Source organism: Aestuariivita sp. (assembly GCF_049276915.1).
Classification (GTDB): Bacteria; Pseudomonadota; Alphaproteobacteria; order Rhodobacterales; family Rhodobacteraceae; genus Aestuariivita.
Genome location: NZ_JBASXK010000120.1, coordinates 1 through 20,996, shown reverse-complemented (window position 1 = coordinate 20,996; position 20,996 = coordinate 1). Strand labels below are relative to the sequence as shown.

General features: G+C 60.0%; 15 protein-coding genes. 12 read left to right on the top strand and 3 right to left on the bottom strand.

The window, feature by feature from the left end; genetic code table 11:
• The 3 genes from WAO69_RS12880 to WAO69_RS12870 all read right to left on the bottom strand — a co-directional run.
• Positions 1 to 3,535: GAF domain-containing protein (locus tag WAO69_RS12880; protein WP_422179745.1), on the bottom strand; the 3,535-nt coding region annotated here is incomplete at its 3' end.
• Positions 3,536 to 3,769: 234 nt separating this feature from the next.
• Positions 3,770 to 4,975, bottom strand: coding sequence for an acyl-CoA dehydrogenase family protein (locus WAO69_RS12875; RefSeq protein ID WP_422179743.1), 1,206 nt, complete (start codon positions 4,973 to 4,975; stop codon positions 3,770 to 3,772).
• 214 nt (positions 4,976 to 5,189) lie between these two features.
• Positions 5,190 to 6,209 (bottom strand): AraC family transcriptional regulator ligand-binding domain-containing protein, encoded by a 1,020-nt coding sequence (locus tag WAO69_RS12870; protein WP_422179741.1) that lies wholly within the window; start codon positions 6,207 to 6,209, stop codon positions 5,190 to 5,192.
• A gap of 170 nt (positions 6,210 to 6,379) precedes the next feature.
• Here WAO69_RS12870 and WAO69_RS12865 point away from each other — a divergent pair, with 170 nt between their 5' ends.
• The 12 genes from WAO69_RS12865 to WAO69_RS12810 form a co-directional block, all read left to right on the top strand.
• Positions 6,380 to 6,820 carry a thioredoxin domain-containing protein gene (locus WAO69_RS12865; protein ID WP_422179739.1) on the top strand — a complete coding sequence of 147 codons (441 nt, stop codon included), beginning with the start codon at positions 6,380 to 6,382 and terminating at the stop codon, positions 6,818 to 6,820.
• Positions 6,821 to 6,977: 157 nt separating this feature from the next.
• Complete coding sequence (gene ftsH / locus WAO69_RS12860) at positions 6,978 to 8,888, top strand: ATP-dependent zinc metalloprotease FtsH (RefSeq protein WP_422179737.1); 1,911 nt, start codon at positions 6,978 to 6,980, stop codon at positions 8,886 to 8,888.
• A gap of 196 nt (positions 8,889 to 9,084) precedes the next feature.
• Positions 9,085 to 11,946: a monovalent cation/H+ antiporter subunit A gene (locus WAO69_RS12855; RefSeq protein WP_422179735.1), complete on the top strand. Its 2,862-nt coding sequence runs from the start codon at positions 9,085 to 9,087 to the stop codon at positions 11,944 to 11,946.
• A gap of 1 nt (position 11,947) precedes the next feature.
• Positions 11,948 to 12,310, top strand: coding sequence for a Na+/H+ antiporter subunit C (locus tag WAO69_RS12850; protein ID WP_422179733.1), 363 nt, complete (start codon positions 11,948 to 11,950; stop codon positions 12,308 to 12,310).
• The gene (locus WAO69_RS12845; RefSeq protein ID WP_422179731.1) at positions 12,307 to 13,845 is read left to right on the top strand and encodes a monovalent cation/H+ antiporter subunit D; all 1,539 of its coding nucleotides are present in this window, start codon (positions 12,307 to 12,309) and stop codon (positions 13,843 to 13,845) included. The genes WAO69_RS12850 and WAO69_RS12845 overlap by 4 nt, the downstream gene beginning before the upstream one ends.
• Before the next feature lie 3 nt (positions 13,846 to 13,848).
• Positions 13,849 to 14,340 (top strand): Na+/H+ antiporter subunit E, encoded by a 492-nt coding sequence (locus WAO69_RS12840; protein WP_422179729.1) that lies wholly within the window; start codon positions 13,849 to 13,851, stop codon positions 14,338 to 14,340.
• Positions 14,337 to 14,606, top strand: a complete 270-nt coding sequence (locus WAO69_RS12835) for a K+/H+ antiporter subunit F (protein WP_422179727.1) — start codon at positions 14,337 to 14,339, stop codon at positions 14,604 to 14,606. The genes WAO69_RS12840 and WAO69_RS12835 overlap by 4 nt, the downstream gene beginning before the upstream one ends.
• Positions 14,607 to 14,615: 9 nt before the next feature.
• Entirely contained in the window at positions 14,616 to 14,990 is a 375-nt protein-coding gene (locus WAO69_RS12830) for a Na+/H+ antiporter subunit G (RefSeq protein WP_422179725.1), read from the top strand.
• Positions 14,991 to 15,182: 192 nt separating this feature from the next.
• On the top strand, positions 15,183 to 16,013 hold the full coding sequence (locus WAO69_RS12825; RefSeq protein ID WP_422179723.1) for an FAD binding domain-containing protein: 831 nt from the start codon (positions 15,183 to 15,185) through the stop codon (positions 16,011 to 16,013).
• Positions 16,010 to 18,745, top strand: a complete 2,736-nt coding sequence (locus tag WAO69_RS12820; protein ID WP_422179721.1) for a molybdopterin-dependent oxidoreductase — start codon at positions 16,010 to 16,012, stop codon at positions 18,743 to 18,745. Before WAO69_RS12825 ends, WAO69_RS12820 begins: the two co-directional genes overlap by 4 nt.
• Complete coding sequence (locus WAO69_RS12815; RefSeq protein WP_422179719.1) at positions 18,742 to 20,229, top strand: 6-hydroxynicotinate reductase; 1,488 nt, start codon at positions 18,742 to 18,744, stop codon at positions 20,227 to 20,229. The genes WAO69_RS12820 and WAO69_RS12815 overlap by 4 nt, the downstream gene beginning before the upstream one ends.
• Positions 20,230 to 20,234: 5 nt before the next feature.
• Positions 20,235 to 20,996 (top strand): UPF0280 family protein (locus WAO69_RS12810; RefSeq protein ID WP_422179717.1); only part of this gene is annotated, 762 nt, incomplete at its 3' end.

Below are 20,996 nucleotides of genomic sequence, written 5' to 3'. Positions count from 1 at the left end.
CTTCTATATAGACCGTCTGCCCCAGCAAAGCGGTGCGGCCTGTACAGGTGCCTTGCCCCGGCTTGATCGGATTTGCCTTGAGATAGTCGAAGAATTCGGCGGTAACATTCAGCGAAGTGACCATATGGTAGTAGCCATCCTCGGGGTTGAGCAGCGCCACATAGGCATATTGCGGGTCGCAGATGCGCGCGGCCACGGTCAGGATCGTATCCAGCACCGGCTTCAACTCATTGGGCGAACGCGAGATCACGTCGAGCACTTCGGATGTCGCCGTCTGGTATTCCAGTGCTTCGGTCACTTCGGCGGTGCGCTGCTGCACTTCGTCGAACAGGCGCGCGTTGTTGATGGCGATCACGGCCTGATCCGCGAAGGTTTCGACCAATTCGATCTGGCGCGGTGTAAAGGGCTCGGGCGTGGGGCGTGCAAGGTCCAGAACCGCGATGACTTCACCGTCGCGGATCAAGGGCACGGCAATGATGGATCGCCTTCCGCCCAGTTTGACCGATTTCGGCACGCCGTAGTCAGCATCAAGCAGAATATCGTGCACATGATGCGTCTTGCGGTCGAGCACGACGCGACCGGCGATGTTCGAGCGATCGACCTTATTCGGATTGCGGGTGTGAAAGTCGATCATTTCCGGTGAGCAGCCGACATTTGCCCCAAGGTGCAATTCATCGCCAACCCGGTTGAACAAGATGCAGATCGATGCTTCGCAAAGCTCTGCCGCAGCCGCGATCAGGGCTTGCAGAACCGCCGGCAGATCAAAGGCAGACTGGCTGATGACCTTGAGGACTTCTGCCGTCGCTGTCTGCTGTTCAAGGGCTTCTTGTGTCTCGTTGAACAGCCGCGCGTTTTCGATGGCGATGCTGGCCTGATCGGCAAATGTCCGGGCCAGGTCAATGTCCGAGGGCCGCGGGGCCTGACCATCCGGCCAGCCCATGATGATCACTCCCCAGAGCTTGCCGCCCTGCATCACCGGCACGCCCGCCATTTCGCGAAACCCGAATTTGCGCGCTGTTGCATGGTCGCTGTAGCTTGGGTCAAAGGCGTCATGCACGCGCACGACCTCCCGGCTGTCGAGAACCGCCTTGGAGAGGGAGCCTTCGGTCGGTACTGCGGGCCAGTTCGCACGGTATTCCTGTATGAACTCATCTGTGAAACCGTAGCTGGCGCAGTAATGCATCAGCTTGCCGTCATAGCGCCAGACCATGCAAAAGCGGCTGCCGCACAGCTCGGTGGCCGAGCGTGCGATCATGTCAAAGACGGGCTGGATATCAGACTGGGTGCTGCTGATGACCCTCAGCACCTCGGACGTCGCCTCCTGCTTTTCCAGAGCTTCCCGAAGATCGCGGAACTGGCGCACGTTCTCGATGGCGATCACGGCCTGGGCGGCAAAGGATTCCACAAGCGCGATCTCATCTTCCGAAAACGGATCTGGCTTTTTGCGGCTCAGGGTAATGTTGCCAAAGGCCACGCCGTTCTTGACCAAAGGCACATGCAAATGCGTGCGCACCCCTTCTACATCCACGAGCGCAACCCGCCCGGGATGACCTGCGCGGTAGAGATCGGTGTCCTTTATGTCCTCGATCTGAACGACGCGCGCTTCCTTGATCGCCTTGCACATGCCCAAAGGCTCGTTGAGATCAAACTCGAAGCCCAGCGGGAACGAGCCGTGATCATCGCCTTTGGTATCCATCATTATCAAATGGGTTCCGGCCGCGTTGACCAGTTGCAGCCCGCTGCCATGCGCGCGGCACAACCTCTCGGCCCGGTCCAGAATTGCGCGGAAGACCGGGGTATAGTCATCGCGGCTTTGACTTATGACCGACAGGATTTCCTTGGTCGCCGCCTCGCGCTCGAGTCGGGTCTGCACCTCGCGGAACTGGCGCACGTTCTCGATGGCAATGACGGCCTGAGCCGCAAAAGTTTCGATCAGGGCAATTTCGCTGTTTGTGAAGGGCCGTACTTCCGCACGGGCAAGGTTGATACACCCAAACGCTTTGCCCTTGCTTAGCAGAGGGACGCTCAGCCGGCTTCGTATGCCGTCCACCTCCACCAACTTGACCCGAACCGGATCGCGTAATTCATGATAAAGGGGGTCGTCCGCGATGTCGGCGATGTTGATGATCCGCGCCTCACGGATCGCGGTCGTGGTCTGCAAAGGGCTGGACAAATCGAACTCTTCGCCCATCTCAAAGGTGTCGGGATTGGCCCCCAACCCCGCAACAAGGCGGCAATGCGTGCCTGCCTTATTGACAAAGTGCAAACCCGCGTCGCGCGCGCCCAGCAACTGCGCTGCGTTGCGCACGATCGCGTCAAAGACCGGCAACTCGTCATCGCGCGAGCGGCTGATGATTTCGAGGATTTCGCTCGACGCCGCCTCGCGCTCGAGTCGGGTCTGCACCTCGCGGAACTGGCGCACGTTTTCGATGGCAATGACGGATTGCGTGGCAAAGTTTTCGATCAGAGAAATTTCGGTGTCGGTGAACGGGTCCACGTCATGACGGAACAGAGTGATCAGACCGATCGCGGCACCGTCCTTGAGCAGCGGCACGAACAGCACGCTGCGAATGCCTGAGTTGTCCACCATGGAGCGCACGATGGGGCTGCCCGCCTTGTACAACTCGCTTTGCCCCATATCGGCAAAGGCGATCAGCTTGCCGTCCACGATGCATTTCGCGGCATAGGAGACCGTCGGATCGACCTTCATCTGGCCGGTGTCGAACATCTCGACCACTTCGGGGAAAATGCCTATGTGCCTGGCGAGCGCCATTGCGTTGTCCTGCGCCGTCCCAAGGACCAGACCGGCCATGGGCGCGTTGCACAGCGCCTGTGCCTTTTCCAGGATCGCCTGGAACGCAGGTGCCTCATCATCCTGTGTCTGGCTGATGACCTTCAATACGTCAGAGGTCGCCGCCTCTCGTACAAGCCGGTTCTGGATTTCGCGAAACTGGCTCACGGTTTCGATGGCGATCACGGCCTGGGCGGCGAAGGTTTCGATCAGGCCGATGTCTGATCCGCTGAAGGGTCTGACCGCACGACGGCTCACGGCAATGAGGCCGATGACCTCGCCATCCCTGAGCAATGGAACCACAAGGCGGCTGCGGATGCCTTCTGTCTCGACCATGTGGACCGCGATGGGGTCCCTGCTCTTGTAGAGAAGGGTTTCTGCATAATCCTCGATATGCACAGTCTTGCCTGTTTGCAGCGTTTCGCTCACCGACATCGGCTGATCCATGGACCATGTCGTTCCTATGGAAAACGCATTGCGCTCATGGCCCCATTCGGCGGTCAGGTGCAGGTGCGTGCGCGCATCATTGACCAGCACAAGGGCTGCCTGATCGGCATGGCAAACGGTCGCGGCTTTTTCGACGATGGCGTCGAACACGGGCTGGACATCGTCCTTGGCCTTGTTGATCGCCTGCAGAATCTCTGCTGCCGCCGCGGCCTGCGCGCGCTCGCTGGTCAGTTCCGCCTCAAGCGCGCGGATCCTTTGCTGCAGTCCCTGACCAGCCTGAGGAATGTCAGCAACCATGAAACGCTGCCTTTCCGAGTTTAAAGTGAATCCAATAAATCAAAGCCGAAAACCAATGCGGCAACGCTAGTTGGTTTCAGTTTCGTTGTATAGCTTTCGTCGAAACCGGCTGGGGAAATTCGCCTCTGCGCGATCCGTGACTGATCCGATAATGAAAACGGCCCACCCCTTTCGGGGCAGGCCGTTGCGGCGCGCGGATGTTTCCGATGCCGCGCAATCAGGGGTGGCGTTTTATCAGGCGACCTGTTGCGCGGCGGGTGCGCTGTCGATCTCGCCAAAGCCCTTGGGCACGGGGAGGTCCGGCAATTGGGCGGCGCGTTTCTGCAAGGCCCGTCCGATCACCTTGCGGCTGATTTCTGTTGTCCCGTCCACGATCTTCAACATCTGCGCCAGCCGCGACAGGCGGTCCAGACCATAGGGCTGCAACAGCCCCATACCGCCCAGGACCTGTGTGCAGGTGTTTGCCGCTTTCAGTGCCGCATCTGGCACGAACCGTTTGGCATGGGCGGCCATCAGCGGGCCTTCGGGCGTGCCCAGAGCTTCGGCGGCCTTGCGATAGAGCAGCCGGGAGGCTTCGAGATCTGTCGCAACCTCGCCCAACATCCATTGGATGCCGTCCAGATCCAGATTCTTGCCGCCGAACATCTTGCGGTTCTTGGCGTAAGACAGCGCCGTGTCGAGCGCGGCCTGCATCAGGCCACAGCAGCCCGATGCGATGGACACACGCGCGATGTCGATCGCCATGAGTGAGCCCTGAAAGCCCTGGCCGATGGGCAGGATGATATTGTCTTCGCTGACCTGCACCCGGTCCATGTACATTTCGGACATGGGCAGGAAGGAATAGGAGGGCGTTTCGTAAAGCGGGCCGAAGCTGAGGCCCTCGGCATCGGCCGGAATGGCAATCATCGCCATGTCATGGTGGCCCGGCTCATCGCTGGTCTTGACCACGGTGAAATAGAGATCGGCTTCGGTGGCAAGGCTGACCCAGGCTTTGGAGCCGCTGATTGTCCATGTGCCATCGCCATTGATGGTGGCGCGCGAGTACATCTTCATCGGGTCCGAGCCGGATTGCGGTTCGGTCAGAGCAAAGTTTGCCAGCTTGCGCCCGGATGTCAGCTCGCGGCCCCATTTCTTCTTGAACGCCTCGGTGCCATAGCCGCAGCCCGCAAAGGTACAGATGTTATGCATCGAGAGCGCAAAGGCATAAGCCCCGTCACCCATGCCCAGTTGTTCATAGACCTGAATGCCCTCGGACAGTGGCAAGCCCTGACCTCCAAGCTCGACAGGGGCATAAAGACCGGTCAAACCCGCCTCTCCGGCCTTGTCGGAGGCATCCCGTGGCCAGGCCTTGGCGGCGTTCCAGGTTTCGACATTCGGTTTGATCACGGAGTCTGCGTGATCTTTGGCAGCTGCCAAAATGGTGTCCAGTGTGCTGGCCATGGTCTTGTTCCTTCCTGGTCAACCTTGCCGATATTGCCGTTTTCACACGGCGTGCCTTGCGTGAACGCAGGGGGCTAGATCGGCAAGTTTTGTGAATTTTTCGTCATATGTCGGGGTTTTTAACAATCAGACGGCACTGGCGATATCTCATCACACGCCAATCCATTATCAAAAAGTGACAAAATCAGGGCATTCGGTGACGGCCCGCGCGACCTCAGACTCGCGACGGTCGATAGGAACTGGGCGTGCCGCTGGTCCAGCGCAGGAACGCACGATGAAAATTCGTCGCTGACGAAAAGCCGACATCCTGCGAGATTTCTTCGATGCTTTTGTGACCCGCCTGCAGATCACGAATGGCGATGTCCCGACGCAAATCATCCTTGATTGCCTGAAAGGAAGTGCCATCCGCATCCAGCCTGCGCATCAGCGTGCGTGGCGTCATGTTCAGGGCTTGCGCCGCATCTGCCAGATTGCAGTTGATCCACTGTGATCGCGACAGGAACTCGCGGATGCGCAGGGATTGCGTGTGCTCGAGCGAGCTGGTGAAGATCCAGTCCCGTGGCGCGTTCCTGAGGAACTGGGCAAGATCGGCGGTGCTTCGCGCTTGGGGTGATCCAAGGCGTGCGGGGTCAAAGGAGATCGACGTGACCGATGCTGCAAATGCGATCGGGGCCGGGAAGATGACCGCGTAATCTGCGGCGAATTCCGGACGATCAAAGGCGAACTCGACCTTCATCACCGGGACCTCATAGCCGGCAAGCCAGGACAGCAGACCATGGGCCAGTTTCAGGATCAGCATGTGGCCGAACCGCTGCACGGGTACCTTTCCGCAGGGTTTCAGAGCCAGTGTCAGGCGGTCGTCCGTTCCGGAGAGATCGAACTGGTAGTCATCCAGAAGCAGGTTCCAGAAGGTCGAAAACCTGTAGAGCGCAGAGGGCAGGGAGGCCGCCTCGCGCACCGAGGTCAGCAGATGTTGCAATGCGCGCGGGCGGATCGGGCGGCCCCACAGGCCCATCATCTCGTCCCCGGTCTCGACCGCAGCGAGCTGATAGAGGCGGACGATCTGATCGAGGGTCACGCGGGTGTAGGGTTGATCCTGATCCGCCACCAGACCCGCGCGTTGCAGCAGCGATGCCATCTGGGCATCCGTGCGCAATCCCCGAAGGGCCGATACCCAATCGTCAATGAACTGCATCGAAACAGTGGAAAGGATGGTGGGCGCGGTGGGTCTCATCTTGGAGTTCTGAGTATCAAGACCGGACGACCTGCAAAACGGGCAATCGTCTGCGGGCCGGTTCTTTTCTCGGGGTGCGGCCTGCCGGGAATTGATCCTGATCAGTTCGCACCTTGCGATGAAGGCTAGAGTATGGACATCGTGACTGAGTCTTGATCGGAAGGTGAAGGATGACATCGGCTGACAATCTGACATGCCTGAGCTGTGGGCAGCTTAATCGTGTGCCCGTCGCGAAACTGGGGTCCGGCCCGAAATGCGCGATATGCGGACATCCGCTGGTCAGTGGCGGTGTGTCAGAGCTGGATGTTCAGGTGCACAACAAGGCATCCCTCAAGGATGGCCTGCCCATCGTCATCGATTATTGGGCACCCTGGTGCGGCCCGTGCCGGACCATGGCCCCGGAATTTGCAAAAGCGGCGGTCACGCTCAAGACCAAGGCCCGCTTTGCCAAGATCGACACGCAAGAACATCCCGAACTCTCGCAGAAGCTGGGAATCAGGGGCATTCCGCTTTTGATCCTCTATTCGAATGGGCGCGAACTGGCGCGGCTTTCCGGTGCGCGCCCTGCGCAGGATATCGCGGCGTTTGTGCGCCAGAACATCAAGGCATAGCACCCTGACTTGGTGATCACCCTGCCTGACGGCGCGGTCCCGATTGCTTTAAATCAGGGCACAGCCTGTCTTGATAGGTCACCTTGCTGCGCAGGAGCGGGACCTGTCAGGTTTACGATTCGCAATGATCGTGCCGGTTTCGCCATGGAGAACCGTCATGGGCCAGAGAAAAAAACCGCCAGATCCGCGGACCGGGAATTCTTCCAATTGGGTGTACTGGCTTCTGGCCTTCAGCTTTGCTGCAGCGTTTTACATGATCAATCTGAACGGTGACACGCAGCCCCTTGTCAAAACGGTACCATACAGCGAATTCAAGACGCTGATCGGGCAGGGCGATCTGTCAGAGGCGACTTTGGGTGCCTCGACCATTGAAGGCGTTCTGCGCGATCCGATTGCCGATGGATCCGAGCGGGTACGTGCGGTGACACCGCAGCAACCGGATCCCACGCTCTTGCCATTGCTGGAAGAGCAGAAGGTTTTGGTCACCGCCGAAGAACCGCGTGTTCCCTCGACGCTGTTCTCGTTCCTGCCCTGGCTGTTGATCCTTGCGTTTTACTTCTGGCTCAGCCGTCGGATGATGGGTGGGGGCATGACTGGCGGCATGCCCGGTGGCATGAGCGATTTTGTCGGCGGGCGATCCGCCAAACCGGCCGAACATGTCAGCGATATCACCTTCGCCGACGTGGCGGGGCAGGATGAGGCCAAGCGCGAGGTTTCCGAACTGGTCGAGTTTCTGCGCGACCCGGATCGGTTTCAGAAGGTCGGGGCCACGGTTCCGCATGGGGTGCTTTTGATGGGCCCGCCAGGCACGGGAAAGACACTTCTGGCCAAGGCTCTGGCGGGTGAGGCCGAAGTGCCGTTTTTCTCGACATCTGGTTCTGAATTCGTCGAGGTTTTTGTCGGAGTGGGTGCAGGCCGGGTGCGCAAGCTGTTTGAAGCTGCGCGCAAGCAGGCCCCGTCAATCGTATTCATCGACGAGTTGGACAGTATCGGGCGCACTCGGGGCACCGGGCTGGGCGGGGGCCATGATGAACGCGAGCAGACACTGAACCAGATACTTGCCGAACTGGATGGATTCGGGCCTCAGGAGGCGGTGGTTGTTCTGGCCGCAACGAACAGGCCCGATGTGCTTGATCCGGCCTTGTTGCGCCCGGGACGGTTTGATCGTCATGTCACGCTGTCTCTGCCTGACAAGGGCGCGCGTCGCGCGATCCTGAATGTGCATGCAAAGAACCTGCCCCTGCACAGGGACGTTGACCTTGATCAGGTCGCAGCGGGAACTCCGGGGTTTTCGGGGGCCGATCTGAAGAACCTGCTCAACGAAGCCGCGATCTCGGCTGCGCGCCGATCGGCTGTTGAAATCACGCCGGATGATCTGGATGACGCACGTGACAAGGTGATGATGGGCACCTTGCGCACCCTGGCCATTCAGCCAGAGGAAAAGCATCGCCTTGCGGTTCATGAAGCCGGTCATACGGCGGCGGCGTTCTATGACCCTTTGTCCGATCCCTTGTACAAGGTGACCATCATTCCGCGCGGGCAAACTCTGGGCGGAACCCATATGTTGCCCGACAAAGAGCGCCATACGCTGTCCGAAGAGTATCTGCTGGTGCAGCTTGCCACCCTTCTGGCGGGGCGAGCGGCCGAAAAGCTCATGCTGGGATCCGTCAGTTCAGGGGCGGATGATGATATTCGGCGCGCGACGGCCCTGGCGCGGTCGATGATAGCGCGCTGGGGCATGAACGAAGAGCTGGGTCCGATAGATCTGCGCGAGAGCGAGGATCACCCGTTCCTTGGTCAACAGATCGCGCAGCCCAGAAGTTTTTCTGATCAAACCGCAGCCCGTGTGGATCAGGCCGTGATGCAATTGCTGCGTCAGGCCGAAAACCGAGCCAGCGAACTGATCGGGGCGCATCGTGAACAGGTTGATCGGCTTGTCGCGCGTCTGGAGGCCGAAGAGACCCTCGATTTCGCGGCCATCAAAAGCTGTCTGGACAGCGACACGACGATCACGCCTTTCTCGCAGACCCGCGCAAAGGCTACGTCAAAGACAAAGCCAAAAGCCTGAAATGACGCGTCCCACCGGAAGGTGGCAGGCGGGAAGCCGGGCTTTGTCCGGAGGCACCCGGACACCCAGCTTGGGGTCGTTTGGCCCAGCCTGTTTGCGCGTCATAATATCTCATGGGACGCAAAACAGCATGTTCTATGGCTTGACGCTCGGATGCTGTGCGATATGCACAGGAGAATAACTACAAGGCCAAGAAATGAGCCACGCGGGACATCTCCTGTTTCTGATCGCGTTGCTCCCCTTCATCGGGGCGCTGATGCCTGGCCTCATGATCCGGGCCGGGCGCAATGTCTGTGCGGCCTTCACGGCTGCGCCAACCGCACTGGCGCTGGTCTTGTTGTTGACCCTCGCGCCATCTGTCATGCGCGGCGAGGTCATTCAGGCCGAGATCAACTGGTTGCCGCAACTGGGTTTGTCGGTGTCCTTCTTTCTGGACGGGCTGGGCCTGCTGTTTGGGATGATGATCCTGGGCGTGGGGCTTTTGATCACGCTTTATGCAAGGTTCTACCTGTCCGGCGATGATCCGATGGGACAGTTCTATACCTTTCTGCTGCTGTTCCAGGGCGCGATGCTTGGCATCGTCATTTCGGATAACATCCTGCTTTTGCTGATTTTCTGGGAACTGACGTCGCTGTCGTCTTTCCTGCTGATCGGCTATTGGAAGCACCTGCCCGAGGGGCGGCAAGGCGCGCGCATGGCGTTGGCCGTGACCGGGGCGGGCGGGCTTGCGATGTTTGCGGGCATGCTGATCCTTGGCCAGATTGCGGGCAGCTATAACCTGACGGATATCCTGCAGCAGGGCGATGCGATCCGCGCATCCGACTGGTATCTGCCCGCCTTGATCCTGATCCTTCTGGGTGCCTTCACCAAGTCGGCCCAGTTCCCCTTCCATTTCTGGCTGCCGCACGCGATGGCCGCACCCACGCCGGTGTCGGCCTATCTGCATTCGGCAACCATGGTGAAGGCAGGGGTGTTCCTGATGGCGCGCATGTGGCCGGTGCTGGCGGGTACGGACGCGTGGTTTTACATCGTTACGACCACCGGCCTGATCACAATGGTTCTTGGCGCCTTCATCGCGCTGTTCAAGGACGATCTCAAGGCGCTTCTGGCCTATTCGACGGTCAGCCATCTTGGTCTACTGACCATGCTTCTTGGCTTTGGAACAGAGGCGGCGGCGGTGGCGGCGGTGTTTCACATCATCAACCACCTGACGTTCAAGGCCGCTTTGTTCATGACCGCAGGGATTGTCGATCACGAGACCCATACGCGTGATATCAAACGCCTTGGCGGGCTCAGGCATCTGATGCCCATCACCTTCGTGATCGGAACCCTGGCCGCCCTGTCCATGGCAGGTATTCCACTTTTGAACGGGTTCTTGTCCAAAGAGATGATGCTGGAAGAGGCAACGCATACCCAGTGGTTCAACAGCCCCTATGCGATCCCTGTGCTGGCCACGATCGGAGCCTTGTTGTCGGTGGCCTATTCCTTCCGCTTCGTGGTGCATGTGTTCTTCGGCCCGGTGCGTGACGAATATCCGCATCAACCTCATGATCCGCCATTTGGCCTGTGGGCGGCACCTGCGCTTCTGGTGGGTCTGGTTGTCCTGATCGGGGTCGCGCCTTTCCTTGCCGAGGGGATCGTCAGGACCGCCACCAGTGCCGTGACCGGCGCTGATCTGAAACCCTATCTCAAGATCTGGCACGGGCTGAACACGGCGCTGGGGATGTCGGTTATTGCGACCATAGGCGGTGCAATCCTGCTGATGCTGCATCGCCCGCTGGATCGGGCATGGCTTGCGACACCCCGCCCCGAGGCAAAGGCGATCTTTGATCGGCTGGTCACGGGACTTGTGTCGCTGACACGGGGTATCTCGGAATTCGCGCATAACGGAGAGATCAGCCGCTATCTGGCGATCTTCACGGTGGCCGCTGTCACGCTGGGCTGGATCGCGTATTCGGGCAGTGATCTGTCGCCGCCCACGCGCGGGCTGTTGCCGGTTCCGCCGGTGATCGCGGTGGGATGGGTCATGTTGATCGTGGCGACGATTTCTGTCGTGAGCATGCATCACCACAGGTTCCGCGCCCTTGTCCTGATCGGGATCATCGGACTGTCGATCTCGGCCGGCTTTGTCTATCTGTCCGCACCCGATCTGGCTCTGACGCAGATCTCGGTCGAGACGGTGACCATCATGCTGTTGCTGCTGGCACTGCATTTCCTGCCCAAGACAACGCCCAAGGAAAGCCGCGTCAGCCGCAAGCTGAGGGACGGCCTGATCGCACTGGCCGCAGGGGGCGGTGTCGGCGCGCTTGCCTATGCGTTCCTGCTGCGCGACATCGAGACGATATCGGACTATCATATCGCCAACAGCTATGAGGGCGGTGGCGGCACGAACGTCGTCAACGTGATCCTCGTCGATTTCCGGGGCTATGACACCTACGGCGAGATCATCGTCCTGGGTATCGCCGGTCTGGTGATCTATGCGCTGATGCATGCCTTGCTGGATGGACCTGCGGCGCGGCGTCTGAAATCCGTGGACTATTCCATGGACCGCTCCCGCGACCGTCACCCGTTGATGATGGTCGTGGTGACCCGTGTTCTGATGCCGATTGCCGTGGTCGTGGGCATCTATATCTTCTTGCGCGGCCACAATGAACCCGGCGGCGGCTTTGTGGCGGGGCTTGTCATCGCCATCGCGCTTTTGATGCAATACATGGCGTCGGGTTTTGCTTGGACCCAGGAACGCAAGAAGATCGAGTATCATACGATGATCGGCCTGGGTGCCGTCATTGCGGGCCTGACAGGGGCCGGTGCCTGGGTCTTGGGCCGTCCGTTCCTGACCAGCGCATATACCTATGTTCATTTTCCTCCGATCGAGGAATTCGAACTGGCCACCGCGATGCTGTTCGATCTGGGTGTGTTCCTGACCGTGCTGGGTGCGGTCATGCTGATGCTGTACAGCCTGTCGCGGATTGCGCGCTTTGCCGGCGAGACAGTGAATATAGCGCCCATGGATTATGACCCCGGCGAAGCATCTGCCGAAAGCCAGGGGGAGCGCTGAGTTGGAACTTATCGTGGCAAGCACCATTGGCGTTCTGACCGCAGGCGGCGTCTACCTGCTGTTGAGACTGCGCACCTTCCCGGTCATTCTAGGCCTCGCGCTCCTGTCCTATTCGGTGAATGTGTTCCTGTTCGCCAGCGGGCGTCTGGCCATCGACATGTCGCCGATCCTGTCGAAATACGGGGATGGCATCTATACCGATCCGCTGCCGCAGGCTCTGGTTCTGACGGCGATCGTGATTTCCTTTGGGATGACGGCGGTTCTGGTCATGATCGGTCTGGCGGCATTCCTTGAGGCCGAGACCGATCAGATCGACATGGATCCCGAAGTCGAGGAAGACGCCGGCAAGGACGCGCGCACATGATGCACTGGATCATCATGCCCGTCATTCTTCCGGCCATGCTTGCGCCGCTCATCGGGTTTGTCATGCGCCACGATATCACGCTGGCGCGTGTGGCTTCGGTTGTGGGCACAGTGGTCCTGCTGGCGATTGCCATCGGCCTGACAGCTATGGCGGCGGATGGCGAGACCCATGTCTATCGTCTGGGCGACTGGCCTGCGCCATTTGGCATCGTGCTGGTTCTGGACCGGCTTTCAGCGCTGATGGTCCTGCTGACCTCTGCCTTGGCGCTCATGGTGCTGATCCACGCGATCGCCACGGGTTGGGACGCGCGCGGCCGGCATTTTCACGCGCTGTTTCAGTTTCAGCTCATGGGCATATGCGGTGCTTTCCTGACGGGGGACGTCTTCAACCTGTTTGTGTTCTTTGAGGTGCTGCTGATTGCCTCTTACGGGCTGATGATCCATTCCGGTGGGCGCGACCGCATGCGCGCAGGCCTGCAATATGTGGTCATGAACCTTGCGGGCTCGACCCTGTTCCTCTTTGCGCTTGGCACGGTTTATGGCGCGACAGGTACTCTGAACATCGCCGATCTGGCCGTGCGCATCCCCGAGATTCCGGCGGATGAGGCCGCGCTGGTGCGGGTTGCGGCGATGCTGTTGTTGATCGTCTTTGCCGTCAAGGCCGCGCTGTTTCCGGTGCAGTTCTGGCTGCCGGCCACATATGCGAATGCACCGGCCCCTGTGGCCGCGTTGTTCGCGATCATGACCAAGGTCGGTGCCTATGCCATTCTGCGCATCCACACCACAGCCTTTGGCCCCGGCATTCCCGGAACCGAGGGGCTGGCGGGCACATGGTTGTTCCCCGCTGCAATCGTCACCATCGCGCTGGGGGCGTTCGGCGTTCTTGGTGCGCGCCGGTTGATGCCTCTGATCGCGTTTTCGGTCGTGGGGTCAATGGGCACTCTGATGGTGGCGATTGCAGTGTTTACACCCGCCGCGAGCGCCGCCGCGCTTTACTACATGATCCATTCCACCTTTGCAGCGGCCTGCCTGTTCCTGATCGCCGATCTGGTGGTGACCCGGCGTGGTTCGGACAGTCTGAGTGCGGTGCCTGCAACGGTGCAGAACGGGCTGTTTGCGGCGCTGTTTTTCGCCGCGGCAATCGCCATGGTTGGCATGCCACCTCTGAGCGGATTCCTGGGCAAGCTGCTGCTTCTTGATGCGTTGCGTGACCCTGACCTCATGGTCTGGGCGTGGTCCGCCATTCTTGTGGGTTCGCTCCTGACCATCGTCGGCTTTGCCCGCGCAGGCAGCATGCTGTTCTGGAAATCAACGGCGACCCCTGCGCCCGAGACGGGTGCCCCTGTGTCCGAGGATGGGGCCATGGCCCAGGCAACACCTGCACAGATTGCCCCGACGATGGCCCTGTTGGCCGCGCTTGCGGGTCTTGCCATCTTTGCCGGGCCGATATTCACCTATCTTGAGGATACATCCGCGCAGCTTTTTGATCGCGCCGGTTATGTCGCTGCCGTCCTCACCCCCGGCGAGGAGAGCTGATCCATGCTGGCACGCCTCATCCCCCATCCTCTTCTCAGCCTGACGCTGGTGGCGGTCTGGCTTGGACTGGTTAACACCTTCACGCTGGGCAACCTGATTTTGGGCTCGACCGTCGGCATCATCATCCCGATGCTTACGGCGGCCTATTGGCCGAACCGACCCGCGATCGGGCGGCCGCTGAAAGTCGTGGAATACATGCTGGTGGTGCTTTGGGACATTATCGTTGCGAATGTGCAGGTCGCGATGATCATCCTCTTCAAACGCGAGGCCAACATCCGCTCGCACTGGATCCCCATTCCGCTTGAGCTCAAGTCGGCCGAAGCGATCACGGTTCTGGCAGGCACCATCACCATGACGCCGGGCACGGTTTCGGCAATGCTGTCGGCTGACAGCAGTTGCATCCTTGTCCACTGCCTGCACAGCGACGACCCCGATAGCATCCGCGACGAGATCAAGTCGCGCTATGAACGGCGCCTCAAGGAGATCTTCCAATGATCGAATATGCCCTGTTTTTCGCAGCCGGTTGTTATGGTGTGGCCCTTCTGTTGGATCTGTGGCGGATCGCCATAGGCCCGGATGACGCGGACCGCATTCTGGCGCTTGATACCATGGTGATCAATGTCATCGCCTTGTTGGTCCTTTACGGCGTTTGGCGCGGGACCGGCATTTATTTCGAAGCCGCCATGCTGGTCGCCATGGTCGGTTTCGTCTCAACAGTCGCGTATTGCCGCTTTCTGCTGCGCGGCGATATCATCGAGTGAGGTGACCCCATGAGCTTTGCCGCGGAACTCCTTATCTCGCTGTCGCTGGTCATCAGCGGCATCTTTGGGTTTGTCGGCTCTTATGGGCTGATCAAGCTGAAAGACACGGTTCAGCGCCTGCATGCCCCCACCAAAGCGACGACGCTTGGCGTTGGCGGCGTTCTGGTTGCGTCGATGATCTTCTTCTACCTCGACACCGGGCATGTGTCTGTGCATGAGCTCCTCATCACGCTGTTTTTGTTCCTCACAGCGCCGATTACCGCGAATTTCATCGCCAAGACATACCTGGCGCGCAACGTCGATCGCAAGGATGTGCCCGACAGCACCGGCGCATATGGCTGGTCCGTCTATGATGATCCGCCTGACAGGGGCGCGGGCAACTGAGGCTTGTGACCTTTGCGCCTGCGCGCGTGTCTTTGCGCGTTCATGCAAGTGATCCGGATCAGCCCCAGCGCCCATAACCTCGGCAAAGCTCAGGAAATCCGTGTCCGGCTTGTTTGCTGACTTACAAATTTGTTGACAGGGATCAAACTCAGACAATACCATTTGTATGCAAACAAGTTAAGGATCTTTCACTTGGCTTACCATTCCCCGATAGACCTGTCGTCCGCGCTGGATGCCCTCAGGGATGGCCAGCACAAAGTCGTCGCTGGAGGAACCGATGTGTACCCGGCGATGAAACAGGGGCACGTGCCGCCCTCGTTCCTGGACCTCACCCGAGTTGTCGGGCTTTCCGACATTCGCCAGGATGAGGCAGGAACACGGCTTGGCGCCACCGTGACCTGGAGTGACATCGTGAAGGCGGACCTGCCAGCGGCCTTCAACGGATTGAAGGAAGCCGCGCGCGAAGTGGGCAGTCTGCAGATTCAGAATGCGGGCACGATTGCCGGAAACATCTGCAACGCCTCGCCTGCGGCTGATGGTGTGCCCCCGCTTCTTGCGCTGAATGCACAGGTGGAATTGGCAAGTGCGGCGCGTGGAATACGCAGCCTGGCTCTGTCCGATTTCCTGCAGGGTGTGCGCAAGACCGCATTGGAACCCGATGAGCTGGTAACGGCGATCCTGATCCCGCCTCAGCCGGTCAACGGCGGGTCGGCCTTTGAGAAGCTTGGCAGCCGTCGCTATATGGTCATTTCGATTGCCATGACATCGGCCAATGTCTCGCTTGATGCCAATGGGCTGATCGACAGTGCGACCGTGGCTGTCGGTGCCTGCTCTGCTGTTGCGCAAAGGTTGCCGGCACTTGAGCGTGACTTGATCGGCAAGCGGGTCGCGGATGTGCAGGTATTGGCCGGACATCTTGCGCCATTGTCGCCGATTGATGACGTGCGCGGTTCGGGTGCCTACCGGCTGGATGTCGTTCAAGCGCTTTGCAAACGCACGATCTTGAGGGCCGCTCAGTCATGAACAAACAGTTTTCAACCTCGCGCACCGCCTTTCAGCTGAACAACAAACCGGTGTCGGCCGAACTGCAACCCGGTCAACGGCTTTCATCCCTCCTGCGCGAAACCCTGGGCCGTCGCGATGTGAAAATCGGATGTGATGCAGGCGATTGCGGGGCCTGTACGGTTCTTGTCGACGGCCTGCCGGTCTGCGCCTGCCTCACCCCGGCGCATCAAGCCGAGGGCCGGCATGTCGAGACCGTGGCTGGACTGCATGAGACTGACGAACATGCAAAAGCCCTGGCCCAAAGCTTTCAAAACCATGGCGCGGCACAATGTGGGATTTGCACGCCCGGCATGATGGTCTCTGCGGTTGCCTTGCTGCGCGACAATCCAAATCCCACCGCAGAAGACGTGCAGGATGGCTTGGGGGGTGTTCTGTGCCGCTGCACCGGATATCGCAAGATCATTGATGCCGTTGTCGGTGTTCCCGCCCTTGCGACCGAAGGCGACGGCGCGGTCGGCACGTCGATCCGTCGGCTGGACGGAGACCAGAAGATATCAGGTCGAGAGGTCTTCGGGGATGACGTGGCGCCCGAGGGCTGTCTTGAGATCTTCGTCATCCGCTCGCCCTTTGCGCGCGCGGGCTTTGTCTTTGGAGACTTGGAGGCCTTTGCGCAAGCAGAGGGCATCGAGGCCATTCTTACCGCCGCTGATGTTCCGGGCAAGAACAGGTTTGGAGTGATCCCGAACTTCATGGACCAGCCGGTTTTCGCAGAACGGGAAACACGTTTTCGCGGCGAAGCGGTGGCCGCGATCGTGGCAAGCCGCGATGTGATTTCCGGCTTTGATCCCGAACGGTTCCCGGTGTCCTGGACCGAGCTTGCGGCGGCAGGGGATATCGAAACGGCCCAAGGCCCGGATGCCGCGCAGCTTCACGACGGCCACCCCAACAATGTGATGTGCGGTGGATTTGTGACCTGCGGCGATCCACTGGATGCCCTGTCCAACGCCCATGTCACCGTCGAAGGACATTACCAGAGCGGGTTTGTCGAGCACGCCTATATCGAGCCCGAGGCCGGCTTTGCGCAGATGGTGAACGGTCGCCTTGAAGTGCATGCCTGCACGCAAGCCCCGGTCATGGACCTGGAAAGCCTTGCGATGATCCTGGGCATGGAGCAATCCCGGATCCGCATCGTTCCGACAGCGGTGGGCGGCGGGTTCGGCTCCAAGCTGGATATCTCGGTCCAGCCGTTCCTGGCTCTGGGCAGTTTGAAGACCGGCAAGCCTGTGCGCATCTGCTATACGCGCAGCGAGTCGATGCAAAGTTCGACCAAAAGACACCCCTCGGACATCAGGCTGAAAATCGGTGCCGACAAGGCCGGCAAGATCAGCGGTTTCCATTTTCTTGGGTCTTTCGATACCGGCGCTTACGCCAGTTGGGGGCCAACAGTCGCGAACCGCGTGCCGGTGCATGCCTCGGGGCCCTACAAGGTCAGGGATTACCTTGCACAATCCACGGGGATCTACACCAACAACCCGCCCGCCGGTGCGTTCCGCGGGTTTGGAGTGCCTCAATCCGCCATCGCTCAGGAATCTCTGTTTGACGAACTGGCCGGCAAACTGGACATGGACCCGCTTGAGTTCCGCATTCTCAACGCCTTGGAAAACGGCACGCCCACGGTCTGTGGTCAGGTCTTTGAACAAGGTGTCGGCATTCGCGCCTGTCTTGAGGCGCTCAGACCGGCCTGGGCACGGGAACGCGCCGCTGCCGACAGCCATAACGCGGCCAATATCGGGACAAGGCGCGGTGTCGGTCTGGCCGCGGGCTGGTATGGCTGTGGCAATACATCCTTGCCCAACCCCTCGACGATCAAGTCCGGCGTTCGGGCCGACGGGCGCGTCATTCTGCATCAGGGCGCGATGGATATCGGGCAGGGGGCAAACACCGTGATCGCGCAGATCTTTGCCACGGCGCTGGGCCTGCCCATTGATGCAATTGATCTGATTGGTGCCGATACGGATGTCACCCCGGACGCAGGCAAGACCTCGGCGTCGCGCCAGACCTATGTGTCGGGAAATGCGGCGCGCCTGTCCGGTGAAGCCCTGCGCGCCAGTATCCTGTCCAAGATGAACGTGGCCGCGGATGCGACGCTTGCCATCGAAGGCGGCTCGATTTTCGCGACAGACAGCGCGGGACGCCATGAGATCAAGCTTGCCACCCTGCCGGCCGATACCGACGCGTTCGTGTTCCGGGCCGAGGAAACCTATGACCCGCCCACCAAGCCGCTGGATGAAAACGGGCAAGGCAGCCCCTATGCGCAATTCGGCTATGCCGCACATCTGGTGGTGGTCGAGGTCGATACCGACTATGGCACCGTGAAACCGATCAAATTCGTGGCCGCGCATGATGTGGGGCGGGCGATCAACCCGATGCTTGTCGAAGGTCAGGTTCATGGCGGCATTGCCCAGGGTCTGGGTATGGCCCTGATGGAAGAATACATCCCCGGGCGCACCGAAAACCTGCATGACTATCTGATCCCGACCTTCGGAGATATCCCGCCGATCGAAACGCTCATCATCGAAGAAGCGGATGCGCACGGCCCCTATGGTGCCAAGGGTCTGGGTGAGCACGTTCTGATCCCGACCACGCCTGCGATCCTGAACGCGATCACATATGCAACCGGCGTGCGCATACGAAAAGTGCCGGCAACACCTGCCCGCGTGCGCGCGGCAATTCTGGCGGAGTCCTCATGAGAAACGATGCCAAACCCGAAAAAATCCGCTGCGATGCCTGTCCGGTGCTGTGCTACATCGCCGATGGAAAGTCAGGGGCCTGCGACAGATACGCCAATCACAGCGGCCAACTGGTGCGTCTGGATCCTCTGACGATCATTCACGACACCGACCAGAAACTGGTGCCCTTCATGAAGGGCGGTGGCGATGACGACGGCTGGGATGGCGATATCATCAAAGGGCAGCGCCCATTCGTGACTGCAGTGGGTGCCGGGACAACATACCCTGATTACAAACCGGCCCCTTTCATTGTCAGTCAGGACATCGACGGGGTCGATATGGTCACGGTCGTGACCGAGGGCATTTTCAGCTATTGCGGTGTGAAGGTCAAAATCGACACGGACCGTCATATCGGCCATGAACGCGACGTGGTCTATGTCGATGGTGAGCCGATTGGCCATGTCATGACATCTGAATATGGCTCCAAGATGTTGTCTTTGGGCGGTGTCGAGCATTTGACCGGCGGCAGCAAGAAAGAGGGCCGTGTCACCTGTGACGCTCTCTTGCGGCTGTGCAACCGTGAAGCGGTGCTGATGAACATCGGTGAGGGCGAACACCAGATCGAGATCATCGTCGAGGCCGGTAAGGCACCCATCGTCAACGGGATCGAAGAAAACCTCATGCGCGTGGGCTGCGGATCTGCCGCAATCGGCATGTTTGCCAAGCAATGGCTTGGACATGCGGATGATGTCGTGGTCGTGGATGACCACATCACCGGCGTGTTGTCCGAACATGAGGCCGGCAAGCAACTGGATGTTGCGCCGACGGGGATCAAGATGCTGGGCCGCCGCTCGACACCGGGGCGGTATTTCCAGGTCGCTCAGCCGGGGACGGGTTGGGGCGGGACGGATATTGAAGACCCGTTGAAGATCCTGGGGCCTTTCAATCCGAAAACCGCCTGGGCGGGCTTGCGGCTGTTCATGGTCTCAACGACCGGAGAGCAATACGGATATTATGAACTGGATGCGGATCTGGTGCCCCAGAAGAAAGATGTGCCAGGCCCCCTGAAAGCCTCGGCCGAGTTGATTGCCGAAAACTGCGAGCCTTCCGTCTGTTCCGTGCTGTTCATGGGAGGCGCGGGCGGCAGTCTGCGCGCCGGGGTTACGGAAAATCCCGTGCGTCTGACGCGGTCGGTCAAGGAGTCACTGACGCATGTGTCCTGTGGCGGGGCCGAGGCCTATGTCTGGCCCGGCGGCGGGATCACGGTCATGGTGGATGTTCTGGATATGCCCACGCAATCCTTTGGCTATGTCCCGACTCCGGCCCTTGTCGCACCGATCGAGTTCACGTTGCGTGTCAGCGATTACAAGACCCTGGGCGGCCATATGGAGCACATCAAACCCGTGCAGGAGATCAACAGGATTGACGCCCGCCGTGTGTCTCAAAACCCCAATGCGGGCGATCCGATGGCACATGAAAACTATCGCTGGTCCAAGGGAAAATAGGGGCAATGGGACCGACGGCTTCCCTATTGCCAGATGGCAAGCGATTGCATCTGCAACATGGCCCCATTGATCTTGTGATTGGTGCCGATGGTCAGCGCGAGACCGCGTTCGACGCCGCGCGCGCGCGCTTTGAAACCATTCTGCAAGACCTTGTCGAGGAATTGCCCGAGTTGAAAGCGCCGCTGTCTCCCATTTCACGTCGACCCGGGGGAAGGGTTGCACAGCGAATGCATGACGCCGCGATCCAGTTCAGCAAGGCGGGCTATGTGACGCGCATGGCCGCTGTGGCCGGATCGGTGGCCGATGACGTGCTTGAGGCGATGACGCAGGCAGCGGATCTGCGACGCGCCTATGTGAACAACGGCGGTGATATAGCTCTGCATCTCGAGGGTGACGAAACCTTCACCACTGCCATGATCGACCACACAGGTCGGCCTTTGGGCCAGATCCTGCTCCGCGCGAAAGACGGCGTCGGCGGCATCGCGACAAGCGGACGGCATGGTAGAAGCTTCAGCCTCGGGATTGCGGATAGTGTCACCGTCCTGGCCCGATCTGCCGCCTCTGCGGATGTGGCGGCAACATTGATTGCCAATGCGGTTGATCTGCCCGGGCACCCGGCAGTCAGTCGAAGCCCGGCCTCGGAGTTGAATGAGGACAGCGATCTGGGCGGATTGCCCGTCGTGACGGGTTGCGGTCCCTTGTCCAAAGCTGAATGCGACGACGCGCTTTGCTCGGGTCTGGATCGTGCCGGATCATTCGTCTACCAG